Raw genomic sequence first — 12,781 nt, forward strand, 5'->3', positions numbered from 1 at the left:
GAGTCGGGCTGCCCGTAAATGCCCGATTGGTTCAACTAACAATCAGCGTGAAAAAACAAAACCCCCACTGATTGAAGTTTCACTTTATTATAAACAAAAAGAATGAACCTGCTCAGTGCAGAAGTTCATTCTTTTCACATGAGAATATTCACTTTTTTCATATGAGATGATTCATCCTCATCATGCCTTACTATATCGGCAACAACATTGTTACTGAAAAACCACTTGTACCATCTACAATAATTTTCCCGTTTACAGACGCTGTTCTCTCCTCCATCCCCATAATGCCGAGGCCTTTTTTAACAAGATCTGCACCTTTTCCATTATCCTTCACCTGTACTTTGATCATCTTATTAAGTACATGAATATCTATTGAAATGACTGTCGCATCAGCGTATTTCATCGTATTTGTTAACGCCTCTGTAACATTTTCACCGATAATCTTCCACTGAATTGGAGAAATCATATCTAAGTTCCCTTTATATATGAAAGGGATGTTCACATCATGCTTACCGGCAAATTCCTCAATGAATAATTTCATACGATGAATGCCAATTTGCTCTGTTGGTGGCTTCATATTTTTTAATGTAATACGAATGCTTTCAATTCCATCTTTTGAAATATGAATTGCATTTTGTAATAACTCCGCAGATTTTACTTTATCTATTTCCATCAATCTCTTCGCTGCTTCCATTTGAATAAGCGCACCCGTCATCGAGTGACCAATTTTATCATGAATTTCTTGTGATAACCGATTTCTCTCTTCTAACTTAAATGTGTATTCAGATTGTCTTATGTACTCTTTATTTTCATTTAAGCTTTTCGTCAGTCGCTGCATATCTTTTCGCATCTTATCATTTTGTGATTCAAGCTTTAATACACGCGATATATATCGGTCTGCCATAGTTAAAACGAGAAAAGAAAATGCAGCAATTAATCCATATGTCATTCGAATACTTTCATCTGTAATAGTAATTGGGAGCATCATAATAACAAAGCGTGGCCAATTCTTCTCTATATAATGGAATGTAATTTCGTATAAGTTCAACGGTAAAAACAAAATAAAAAACGGATGAACCTTCCATGTAAATAACATAACTACGCCAATTGACACGCAAATGAATATCTTTTTGTATGTATCTTTTCTTAATATAGAAATCATTACGTTTACAGAGAGGTATATAAGTAACGTAAATATAACCCATGATAAGTTTCCAACATTTGAGTGAATGTAACTAAACACAATATATATAAATACAATTAATTTACTTACAGTTAACCAAAATTCCATAACATTAATCTACTTTCCCTGTTAAGTAATAAATCGCAATTTGCGTGCGATGTTCTAGTCCAGTTTTCCCCAAAACTGATGTAATATAATTTGCAATCGTTCCTTCAGATATGAAAAGCTGCTTCGAAATTTCTTTATTTGAGAAACCTTTCGCAATTAATGCGATAATACTAAGCTCTCTTTCTGTAAAAAGACTCTTATCAATTTTAGATTCTTCCTCTTTACTTTCCATTAAATTAGACTTAATTTTATCAAGCACTACATCTTGCATGACAGTTTGGCCGTTATATACGCCTTTTATTGCATCACGAATACGCTCCGGATCATTATTTTTTAATAAATAACCTTTCGCCCCGTTCTTCACTGCGTCCAAAATATATTCATCATCATCGAACGTCGTTAAAATTAGTGGTTTCGTTTCCGTTTCTTCACAAATAAATTTCGTTGCCTCTACCCCGTTCATATTTGGCATGCGGACATCTAAAAGAGCGATATCAACGTCGTTCTTTTTACAATATTCCACTGCTTCTTTCCCATCATTTACTGTATCTACTACTTCGAACTCTTCATATGTATTTAAAATAATTTTCATGCCTTCTCTAATAAAAGAATTATCATCCGCTATTAATATTTTAATTTTCATGTTTGTTAGTATGGACCTTCCCCTACTAACATTCACATCCTTTCTTCACGTAACATTTCCCACTTGCTCATTATATACTTCTTTTTACCATTTTTTCACACCTTTTTTCATATAGCTTCCTTCCTAAAAATATATTATTCTTTTTTTACAACATGTGTAGGGTGACCTATCATTTCTTACGTCTATATAATAGAATGCGTCAAAAAGGAGGGAGAGACCCATTGAGGAAAAACAATTAATTGAAAAAGCACAGCAAGGAAGTGAGCATGCTTTTCGCATCCTTGTACAAACGTATCGTCATTATATTTTCCAAGTTATATTTTCTATTCTAAGACATGAAGAAGATGCTAAAGATGTTACACAAGAAGTATTCGTAAAAATTCACAGCTCTCTCCCTAATTATCAATTTCGCGGATTAAAAACGTGGATGGCACGTATTGCTACCAATCACGCTATTGATTATAAGAGGAAAAAAGCTAGAGAAAACGAAGAACTCTCCTTATGTAAAGAAACTGAAGAAAATATAAAATCCTCTCATAATATTGAGGCTTTATTATTGACGAAAGAGCAAAAATTACTCATTGCTCAAAAGCTAAGAGAACTACCCGAAAATTACCGTGACGTCGTTCTCGCACATTACTTAGAAGAAAAAAGCTATCAAGAAATTGCTTTACAGGAAAACATTGAAGTGAAAACAGTCGAAATGAAGCTGTATCGGGCAAGAAAGTGGATCAAAAAACATTGGAAGGAGGAAGAGTTTTTATGATGCATTACTCAAAAGAAGATTGGTGCAATTATACATTAGACATTATATCAGGTAATGAACGTGAATCTATGGAAGAGCATCTTTATGAATGTGATCATTGTTTAGCGATTTATATGGAAAGTATTGATGAACAAAATGAAAACCTTCCAATGATAAATGATGATTCATTTACAAACGAAGTTATGATGCAATTGAATTTTGAAACGTTACAATCTAATGAAACTATGAAATCAAACCAGCTAAAGCGCACGATCATTCATTACATAATTGCGACTGCGGCTACAATCATTTTTATGGTAAGTGGTTTATTCAATTATATTTTCACAGCGACATCAAATTTCGAGAAATCTTCAAAACACAATGAGACTTCCATCTCACAACAAATAGTAAACAAAGCAGTGGACACATCAAAAAAGGACGGAGGTTTAAAGCATGAATAAAAATCCCTTTTTAGCACTTGTATTAGGGCTAATTCCTGGGCTTGGACATTTATATTTAAAGAGATTCGGACGGTTTATTTTATATAGCGGCGGATCTTTATTACTATTTATTGCAACAGTAGGGTTTACCGTTCTTGGAAATCACCAAATTATTTTTCTCCCTTTATTTTTATTAGCAGTATTATGGGTGATAAATATAATAGACTTAATCATTACAATAATGAAGCAATCACAGAAACAGCAAACTGGAGAAAATCGAGAATCCGTTAAAGAAAGCGAACGATTTTATATCATTCTCCTATCAATCATTCCTGGACTTGGACATTTCCAATTAGGACTTATGCAACGTGGTCTTACATTTTTAGTAGCTTGTACAGGGATAGGAAGTATGATTATATTCGTTGCACTCTTAACATCTCAAGGAAGTTTCCTTATCTTCCTTATTACGTTACCTGTTTTATGGATTTATAATTTCTTCGACGTTGTTCAACAACTACAGAAAAAAGAACGTGGCGAGCAATTAGTTGATCGTACTATTTTTGAAGAATTTGAAGAGCACCGAGAACAAGGAAAGAAAAGTAAAACATTCGCTTCTATTTTAGCAATGTTCCCTGGAGCAGGACATATGTATTTAGGCTTACAACGCCGAGGCCTTCAGCTTATGGCAGCCTTTTTACTATCTATTTATTTACTTGATTTATTAAGACTCTCTGCGTTTTTATTTTTAGTACCAATTATTTGGTTTTATAGCTTTTTTGACACGTTACAGCAAACAGCAAAATACGGAAAAGAACGCGTAAATGACGAACCTATCATCGATTATTTTATAAATCATCAAAGATGGATCGGTATCGGATTAATTACACTCGGTGGTTATTATTTATTAGATCAAACACTCCTCCCTATTTTAGACAGGTATGTTTCTACTATATTTAATATTCATCTTACAGAGTTATATTATCGCTATTTCCAAACATCTATCGTTGCCCTCCTTTTAATTGGTGGCGGCTTTAAATTGTTACTTGGAAATAAAGAAAACAAAGGTGGTACAAAAGAATGAGAACATGGCGTGTTGGAACCATCTCAATGGGGATTTCCATTATTTTATTAGGTTGCTTTTTACTATTTTCAGTCGTAAAAGGAGTTCAAGCATTAGATACATTAACAGCCTGGTGGCCTGTTTTACTTATCATACTTGGCGCTGAAATTTTACTATACCTTCTATTTTCTAAGAAGGAACATTCATTTATTAAATATGATATTTTTAGTATTTTCTTTATCGGAGTTTTAGGAAGCGTTGGAATTGCTTTTTACTGTTTATTATCAACTGGATTACTAGAAGAAGTTCGTCATTCTATTAACACAACTAGGCAAACGAGTAATATTCCGGATGGACAACTTGATATACCTGAATCTATCAAAAAAATTGTAGTGGATGCGGGGCATCACCCTCTAACGATAGAGGGAAATAATACAAATCAAATTCATCTTCTTGGGACATATGAAATGACGACGAAAGCAAATGAAAAACTCAATTTAAAACGAGAGGATTTCCTTTCAGTTCAAACAGCTGGAGAAACGATGTATATAACTTTAAAATCATTACCGGTTCAGCATACGTTATTTAACTCCGCACCACAGGTGAAACAAACACTCGTTCTTCCGCAAAATAAAAATGTAGAGATTCGCGCTTCAAATAACGAACTATCTCTTTATCCAGGTCAATTACAAAATAATTGGTTTGTACAAGAAAGTTCAAATGTATCTGTTCATTTAGCAAAAGAAAGTGATGTATCTTTAATCGCCATAACAAACAAAAAAGAAACTCACGGAAACACACCTTGGGAACAAGTAGAAGATTTAACGAAAAAAGAAAATAATTCTTCAGAAGAAAATCCAGAATTAAATGCGCAAGAACATTGGTATAAAAACTCGATAAAAACAGGAAATGGGACGTACAAATTAAATATCGAGAAAGCTTATAATATAAATATGAGTATTATCGAAAAATAAGAAACCTTCCACAATTGTGGAAGGTTTCTCTCATATAATCGCTTTTATTCCTTCTAAAACTAATCCAATCATAAAGCCACAAACAGCCCCGTTCACACGAATCCACTGCAAATCTTTCCCGACATTATTTTCAATCATTTCGATTAATGTTTTATCATCTAACTTATCAAGGTTTTCTTGCACAAGCTTTCCAATTTTCGAATGATTTTTTTCAACAATAGTAACAACTTGTTTTTGTAACCAATCTTCTATTTTTTGAACAGTCAGTTCATCTTCTTTTATTTTATTCATTTGTGTTTGTAAGAATGGAACAACATATTTATCGGCAAATTCTTCATTCTTCACAAAGGTAACTGCCCTTTGTTGTACTTGCTCAAGCATCTCTTTTATTTTGTCAGTAGCATTCCAATTGGTAATCCATTTTTCTTTCCAATTCTCTAATTCCTGTAATAAAGATTCATTTTCTTTTACATTTATAATTTCTTGACGAATCTTCGCTAATATAAGTTGTCTTGTGCTATTATCAGCATCTTGCAAGCTGTTAATATTGCTAATAATAAACTTTTGCAAAATGCCTCCAATTTTATCTTCATCTACAATATTCATAAATGATTTCAAAGTAAACTGTAAAAATCCATCTACTTTTATGTTTTCCATCGCCTTCATTCCTAAGCTTCCTAGCTGATAACGTGCTTCATCTTGAGCTGTCCAATCTTTCACTTTTACTAATATGTAATCAAGTGTTTTTTCATCATATTCTTGCACAACTAATTGATCCACGAGAACTTGTAATATGTTGCTTGTGTTAATTGTATGCAAATACGTTTTTAATTCTTTTTCAATAATAACTGCTAATTTTTCCGTATCTATTTGAAGAATCGCTTTCTCAGCAATTGTTACAATTCCTTTTTTCACAGCGTCAGACTGTAACTCTTTCTCAGCAATTTCCAGTACCATTTGTGCTAGCTGCATTTCTTTTACTTTACTTGTAATACTTTCTTTCGTCAGCCATTCATTTTCTAACGTAGAAACGAGCCCCTTTGTTACCCGCTTACGATTTTTAGGTAATAATGCTGTATGCGGAATTGGGATTCCCAACGGATGACGGAATAAAGCTGTAACCGCAAACCAATCCGCAAGTCCACCAACTAACCCCGCTTCAAATCCCCCTTGAATAATCTCCCCAGCTACCGTTCCTTGAAAAGGGATCGAAGCCGCAAAACCTACGCCCATAACCCCAAGCGAAATACCCGCTATATATTTTGTCTGTAATGACATCGTATATACACATCCTCTTATTATGTAAAATAACGCTTTTTTATTATATTTAATCGATATGAATAATCCTTTATAACTATACTATAAAGAACTAATGTGAAAATAACAAAGATTTTTATGTACATGAAAAAATGAGGCTTTAAATCGCCTCATTCTTCCTTACTCTGCTTTCGTTAATTCCGAACCTTTTTTATAATAACCACTCATCACGTCTTCTGGAACCATACTACCGCCAGTTCCCCACACAATATGAGTACCATTCTTCACCTTTTCTGTTAACCTATATTTTTGTAAATACTCATTTTCAGCTTTACATACATTCAATGGCCCTACCATACCTGCTAACGCAGAAGGCTCTAAATAAACATTTTCAGTATCCGCCAGTTCTTTTAATAATCTATATAACTCTTCATCACTTACTGTGTAATTTCCACTCAAAAATGGTTCCATCGTTTTACCGACAAATCCAGAGGGTCTTCCTACCGCAAGTCCATCCGCATCTGTTACATTATCAATCCCGATATCTTGAACGGCAATTTTATCATGAAGTCCAGTCATTAAGCCGAGTAGCATACACGGAGAGTGCGTAGGCTCAGCAAAGAAACAATGCACATTGTCTTTATACAATAACTTTAAGCCGAATGCTACTCCGCCAGGCCCACCACCGACTCCGCACGGAAGATAAACGAATAAAGGGTGTTCTTCATCTACTGCAATCTCTAACTCTTCTAATTGTTTTTGTAAACGCGACGCTGCTACTGCGTATCCTAAAAATAAATCATGTGAGTTTTCATCATCAACAAAATAGCAGCTAGGATCTGCATCTGCTTGCAGTCTTCCTTCTTCTACTGCTTTACTATAATCCGCTTCATATTCAATAACATTTACACCTTTACTTCTTAATAAATCTTTTTTCCATTGTTTCGCATCTGCTGACATATGAACAGTTACATTAAATCCTAGTTTTGCACTCATAATCCCAATGCTCAGTCCTAAGTTTCCTGTCGAACCTACTGCAATTGAATACTTCGCAAAAAAAACTCTAAATCTATCACTATCTAAAATTGAATAATCATCTTTCTCTGTTAACATTCCATGCTGAAGTGCCAGTTTCTCTGCATGTTTCAACACTTCATAAATGCCGCCTCTTGCCTTTATTGATCCTGATATTGGAAGATGACTATCACACTTTAATAATAATTCTCCCCATATAGGTTGCTCGTAATTTTTCTCTAAAGATTGTTTCATAGAAGGTATTTTCACTAAAGGAGATTCTATAATTCCGCTCGTTTCTTTCGTTTCAGGAAAAACTTTCGCAATATATGGTGCGAAGCGCTTTAATCTCTCTTCCGCATCTTTTACATTTTCTTCATTAAGCGGCGAACCTTTTATTGCCGTTTCATACTTTTCTGTATTCGGATTCATCCAAAATACTTCTTCCGTTGCAATAAGGTTGTTTAATAGTGGGTATCGCTCTTTTAATGCCTCTATCCCCTTCATTTCTCTTCCTCCTCATATTCTTGTAGCTAGCCATATAATAAATTATAATTAAATTAATTTTAATATAGTTTAACATAAAATTCAGTTTCAGTTAATTTTAATTTAATTTACTTAAATATAATTTAATAATTATTAAGGAGCATTTATTATGGAAAATATAGATATCGGTAAAAAAATTGAAAAACAAAGAAAAGAAAAAGGATTAACTAGTAAAGAACTAGCAAAGATGGCCGAAATCACACCATCAATGCTTAGTCAAATTGAACATGGTTCTGCTAACCCTTCCATTCAAACATTAAAGGTACTCGCAAAAGCTCTTGATGTTCCAACATTTAGTTTTTTACTTGAAGAAACTAATACAGACGATTTAATCGTACGTTCTAATAAAAGAAAAAAAATGATTATCGATAATTTATCATATGAATTGTTATCACCTGATTTTACAGGAAATTTAGCAACAGCAATTATGACTATCCCACCGAATACTGCTTCATCAGAAAATGTTCTAGAACATAAAGGAGAAGAATTAGCATTTGTATTAGACGGGAAAATCACATTGCACTTAAATGAAGAAGAATACACATTAGAAACTGGTGATAGCGTAAAAATACCAGCTTATTTAAAACATAAATGGGTAAATCAATTCGAGAAAAATGCGATCGTTTTATTCTCTGTTACTCCGCCAATTTTTTAATTCATGTGATGATAAAAAATAGCCATGCATGGATGCTCTCCGTACATGGCTATTTTTATTTTTTTGGTACTAATAAAATCCCTAAACTAATAACACAAAAACTGAGTATTTGCTGTATTGAAAGACCAAATAGAACTGAATTTTGTTCACTAATAAGCGAAATAATGATATGAGCAATTCCCTCGCAAATGAGAAAAAAGCTTATATTCTTTCCATTCCCTACTCTTTCATTTTTAATCCATAACGAGCCAATTATACCGAGTGCGAGTATAATCTCATACATTAAAATAGGATGATACAAAAATTTTGATTCATATATTTTCATCCCCCATGGGAGTGTCGTTTGTATACCTACTTCTTGATGGAATAGAAAATAAAAGATAATACTCACACACAATCCAAAGGGCAATGTATCAAGTAAAATCCGAAGAGAAAATTGCTCTTTTTTACTTTTCCAAACAATGTATATACTAGCCATAATAAAACCTACTATAATATGTTGAATACTTCCTACAGCTAATAATGCTTGCACCGGCGCCCCAATGGCCCATACTGGATTTAAAATTGCCGGTGCGAATTTCCATACTAATACAATGATGAGAAGACCATTCGTTACTGCATCCATCATTTTTTCATATTGAATATTTTGCTTTTTCATCCTTAGTTTCATCAGAGTAAATCCAAATAGACTTCCTATTATAAGAGAAACGGGTTGTAACCTCACCATCCACTCCATCACTATGAAATCCCCTCTTAATTCTCAATTATTTTCTTAAACTTCTCTTCTAATTGATCTGGAGGTAATACACCTCGTGCCTGATCTACAATAATTCCATCTTTATTAACAAAAAATGTCGTTGGTAAAGAGAACACTTTATAATCTAATCCAGCTACTCCGTCCATATCTAATAGAACTGGAAATTTAAATCCGTGGCGATCTGCGAATGCGCTCGCTTCTTGTACTGGATCCCCGATTGTTGCATTTACCGCAAAGATTTCAACATCCTTTTTATACTTATCATACAAACGAACTAAGTCAGGAGCCTCCATTTCACATGGGCCACACCACGATGCCCAAAAATTAATAACATATGCTTTTCCCTTTGCATCATTTAACGAATACAGCTTCCCGTCCAATCCTTTTAATGTTATGTTTGGTGCTTTAAATCCCACTTGTGGCAATACTTCTTTTTCTTGTAACTCCGCTTGTTTCGCTTTTCTTTCTTTTTCTTCTTTCTTTGTATTATAAAAATTAACCCCTGCCCAAATTAGTGCCCCGGCCAGTATAATAGCAATTAGTTTCTTCACTTTTCTTCCTCCTCATTTCTAAAATCCTGTAAATCCACCAAATATACGAATAAAGAATGCTGTAATTTTCGTCATTTGATTTGTATATAATAAAACCCCTGTTAGTATCATCATTCCACCGCCAATTTTCATCATGACATTGGCATATGTAACAATCCATTTTACCTTTCCGATAAAAAATGCCATCACGAAAAACGGAACTGCAAATCCAAGGGTGTACGCTGTAATATACAGAAGCGCACTTTCAGGATTGGTCGCACCGAGCATAAGCACTGCAGAAAATATCGGTCCAACACACGGTGTCCATCCTGCTGCATATGTCATGCCGACCAAAACTGAGCGAATATATCCTGTCGATTTACTTCTATATTGTACTTTTTTCTCTGCCATAAGCCACTTAGGCTGAATCACTCCAGTCATAAATAGCCCCATCAAAATAATAAATATCCCACCAATTTGCTGAATCAGCCTTTGATTAGATGAAAAAGTGATCCCAATCCAGCTTACTGATAAACCTAATGCATAAAAAATAACCGAGAAACCGATCATAAAAAATACTGTATGTATAATCGCTGACTTTTGCATAATTCCACGATTTTCTTTTAAATCTTGAATAGAAACACCTGTAATATATGATAAATAAGATGGATATAGCGGTAAAGAACATGGTGATATAAAAGAAAGTATCCCCGCCCCTACTACTAGCCAAATCGTTAAATCCGCCGCATTCATTTTATTCCTCCTAAACACACTACAAAACGTAGTGTTAACTATTAAAAAAAAGAGGCTATATGCACTCTCCGACAATAAGTACAATCGACATACAAAATAGCCCTAACGTTACATATACTGAATTCGTATGTAATGGTATATTCAGCTTAACAACTTTCTCATTCAACACTTGCTCAATTCGTAAATTAATTGCAGTTTTCGCAAACGAAGCTGTAATACATTGATTTTCCATCGTCTTTATTTTAATTAACTTTAATAATGCACTACCTAGCTCAAATGAAGATTTCATTTTTTGCATCGCATATTTATCAGCTGATAGCTCCTGATACACATGATAACGCTGCAGCATTCCTTTTAATATAGGAATGTACATCATTCCTTCAGCTAACAATGTAAAGAAAAATAACTTTAATGGATCTCGATTTTTTTGATGATATTCCTCATGTAATACAATCGCATCAATTTCTTCCTCTGAAAACGCCTGAAACATTCCTTCTGAAATAACAATTTTCGGTCGAAATAACCCAATTGTAAATGCCGTAATCTGTAACGTTGATAATACGTACACTTGCTTTCCTTTTCTAGTAATAGACACGAGATTTCTTTTCAATTTTTTACTATAAAAAAACTGCTTCCAAATTCTTTTACTTATAATGATTACAGTAAATAACAGTAATCCGGCTATCATAATGCGGAGTGTTGACAGTTCTCTCATATGTTGTTGCAATTCAAATAAACAAAATTGTGAAAGAAAAAGTGCTTTATTTTGAAAAAGAAATGGGTATGTGACGTAGTATACTAACATGCTTAAAAAAAGAACACTAATAGTCACTGCTAACAAAACGATTTTACGCATTTGCCACTTCATTTTATCGGTCCTCTTTTTTTAGCTGACTTAATTTCTCTTCTAATTTTTTTATTAAAGATGGATCAGCTTGTTCTAATTCATCTATCATATGGTTCACAACAAGATCTCCAAATTCACCCATTAATTCTTGTGTCATTTTCTTCGTTTGATTAGATAAAAATTCTTCTTTCGTTTGTGTAGTACGATACATACCACTTCTTTTCACGATATGCTTTTCTAAATGTGCTTTCTCTACTAATCTGTTCATAACTGTCATTACAGTATTAAAATTCACCGAGGATTCTTCACTTAATTTCTGTTGCACATCTTTAATGGTAATACCCTCAGTAGCCCAAACAATTTCCATTATTTTCGCTTCAAGCGGTCCGAAAAAGTGATTTAACCCTTGCTCATTTAACTTGTAGTTTTGAGTAAACATCGTATGGCCCCTTTCACACTACAGATTGTAGTATAAAATATATAGAAGGTCAAACATGAATGATATTAACTGATACTTAAATGGATCCTAATCTCCACTAATTAGTTATCTGTACCGCGTTCGATTCATTGTAAACCTAACTTCTCTCCAAATGTATCATAGAGATAATATTCTAATATTTGCGCACTAAATTTCTCATTACGCCCGAGTGCAAATAATTCCCGATCTTTTGCTACGATAGTATCTAATGGAATTACCACATTATCCACTATTTTTGTAATTTCAATTATATTACTTTCTACGTTTACTTCTGTTTTAAATTCAATATTTTCTAATACTATATGTGAACGTCTTCCTGATGCAAAAAAAGTAAAGTTAGGATTTTTAAAAATGCCAATTTCACTCTCTAACGGATATAAATATTTAAAAATTATATCTCTGTGTCCATCTTTTATTATTTTTTCATCTTTTTCATCATCTAAATATTCTTTCACCTTCGCTGCAAACTCAAATCGAAAATCCACTCTTTCACGCTCCCTCTTTTCATTCTACGCTAATAAATATATTAATATAATTTTACCATATTATGAAGTAATATCCTATAAAAAGTAAAAACCACTTTTGTAAAACCTCTGGTATTCCCCGTACTTTTTAAATATAAACACTCTTTCAATATTAATTAGTACGTCGTTATATTCATTTAAACATATTGTTTCCATACTTTGAAACAATATTATCCAGTATTATATATCAATAAAGTGAAACTTTAATCAGTGGGGGTTTTGTTCATCCCCCACTGATTATTAGCCCACACCAATCGGGCGTTTACG

General features: G+C 33.4%; 15 protein-coding genes. 5 read left to right on the plus strand and 10 right to left on the minus strand.

Annotated elements, in window-relative coordinates:
* Positions 1-190: 190 nt before the first annotated feature.
* Positions 191-1,291 carry a sensor histidine kinase gene (locus tag V7038_RS16420; RefSeq protein ID WP_070139094.1) on the minus strand — a complete coding sequence of 367 codons (1,101 nt, stop codon included), beginning with the start codon at positions 1,289-1,291 and terminating at the stop codon, positions 191-193.
* A gap of 4 nt (positions 1,292-1,295) precedes the next feature.
* The gene (locus V7038_RS16425; RefSeq protein WP_335470960.1) at positions 1,296-1,934 is read right to left on the minus strand and encodes a response regulator transcription factor; all 639 of its coding nucleotides are present in this window, start codon (positions 1,932-1,934) and stop codon (positions 1,296-1,298) included.
* Between the two features lie 277 nt (positions 1,935-2,211).
* Between V7038_RS16425 and V7038_RS16430 the strand changes: the two genes are divergently transcribed.
* From V7038_RS16430 to exsE, 4 genes are read left to right on the plus strand one after another with little or no spacing between them, the layout of a single operon-like run.
* Positions 2,212-2,700, plus strand: a complete 489-nt coding sequence (locus V7038_RS16430) for an RNA polymerase sigma factor (RefSeq protein ID WP_081339963.1) — start codon at positions 2,212-2,214, stop codon at positions 2,698-2,700.
* Positions 2,697-3,140 (plus strand): hypothetical protein, encoded by a 444-nt coding sequence (locus tag V7038_RS16435; RefSeq protein ID WP_070169993.1) that lies wholly within the window; start codon positions 2,697-2,699, stop codon positions 3,138-3,140. The genes V7038_RS16430 and V7038_RS16435 overlap by 4 nt, the downstream gene beginning before the upstream one ends.
* Positions 3,133-4,200, plus strand: coding sequence for a hypothetical protein (locus V7038_RS16440; protein WP_335470966.1), 1,068 nt, complete (start codon positions 3,133-3,135; stop codon positions 4,198-4,200). The genes V7038_RS16435 and V7038_RS16440 overlap by 8 nt, the downstream gene beginning before the upstream one ends.
* Positions 4,197-5,153 carry an exosporium protein ExsE gene (gene exsE / locus V7038_RS16445; protein WP_002200972.1) on the plus strand — a complete coding sequence of 319 codons (957 nt, stop codon included), beginning with the start codon at positions 4,197-4,199 and terminating at the stop codon, positions 5,151-5,153. Before V7038_RS16440 ends, exsE begins: the two co-directional genes overlap by 4 nt.
* Positions 5,154-5,183: 30 nt before the next feature.
* Here exsE and V7038_RS16450 read toward each other — a convergent pair whose 3' ends face one another.
* Together V7038_RS16450 and V7038_RS16455 are read right to left on the minus strand one after the other, a co-directional pair.
* Positions 5,184-6,431: a DUF445 domain-containing protein gene (locus V7038_RS16450; protein WP_002202474.1), complete on the minus strand. Its 1,248-nt coding sequence runs from the start codon at positions 6,429-6,431 to the stop codon at positions 5,184-5,186.
* A 159-nt stretch (positions 6,432-6,590) separates the two neighbouring features.
* Positions 6,591-7,931 (minus strand): D-serine ammonia-lyase, encoded by a 1,341-nt coding sequence (locus V7038_RS16455; RefSeq protein ID WP_002202475.1) that lies wholly within the window; start codon positions 7,929-7,931, stop codon positions 6,591-6,593.
* A 148-nt stretch (positions 7,932-8,079) separates the two neighbouring features.
* Here V7038_RS16455 and V7038_RS16460 point away from each other — a divergent pair, with 148 nt between their 5' ends.
* On the plus strand, positions 8,080-8,625 hold the full coding sequence (locus V7038_RS16460; protein WP_002158420.1) for a helix-turn-helix domain-containing protein: 546 nt from the start codon (positions 8,080-8,082) through the stop codon (positions 8,623-8,625).
* A gap of 55 nt (positions 8,626-8,680) precedes the next feature.
* Here the strand turns inward: V7038_RS16460 and V7038_RS16465 are convergent, their stop codons facing one another.
* The 6 genes from V7038_RS16465 to V7038_RS16490 form a co-directional block, all read right to left on the minus strand.
* Entirely contained in the window at positions 8,681-9,364 is a 684-nt protein-coding gene (locus V7038_RS16465) for a prolipoprotein diacylglyceryl transferase family protein (protein WP_335470969.1), read from the minus strand.
* Positions 9,365-9,378: 14 nt separating this feature from the next.
* Positions 9,379-9,933, minus strand: a complete 555-nt coding sequence (locus tag V7038_RS16470) for a TlpA family protein disulfide reductase (RefSeq protein WP_070146434.1) — start codon at positions 9,931-9,933, stop codon at positions 9,379-9,381.
* 18 nt (positions 9,934-9,951) lie between these two features.
* The gene (gene ccdA, locus V7038_RS16475; RefSeq protein ID WP_002202478.1) at positions 9,952-10,665 is read right to left on the minus strand and encodes a cytochrome c-type biogenesis protein CcdA; all 714 of its coding nucleotides are present in this window, start codon (positions 10,663-10,665) and stop codon (positions 9,952-9,954) included.
* A 55-nt stretch (positions 10,666-10,720) separates the two neighbouring features.
* Positions 10,721-11,533 (minus strand): M56 family metallopeptidase, encoded by an 813-nt coding sequence (locus V7038_RS16480; RefSeq protein WP_002202479.1) that lies wholly within the window; start codon positions 11,531-11,533, stop codon positions 10,721-10,723.
* A gap of 1 nt (position 11,534) precedes the next feature.
* On the minus strand, positions 11,535-11,951 hold the full coding sequence (locus V7038_RS16485; RefSeq protein WP_002202481.1) for a BlaI/MecI/CopY family transcriptional regulator: 417 nt from the start codon (positions 11,949-11,951) through the stop codon (positions 11,535-11,537).
* Between the two features lie 125 nt (positions 11,952-12,076).
* Complete coding sequence (locus tag V7038_RS16490; protein ID WP_002158427.1) at positions 12,077-12,475, minus strand: DUF3942 family protein; 399 nt, start codon at positions 12,473-12,475, stop codon at positions 12,077-12,079.
* Between the last annotated feature and the right edge of the window lie 306 nt (positions 12,476-12,781).

Source organism: Bacillus sp. JJ783, assembly GCF_036963225.1.
Classification (GTDB): Bacteria; Bacillota; Bacilli; order Bacillales; family Bacillaceae_G; genus Bacillus_A; species Bacillus_A cereus_U.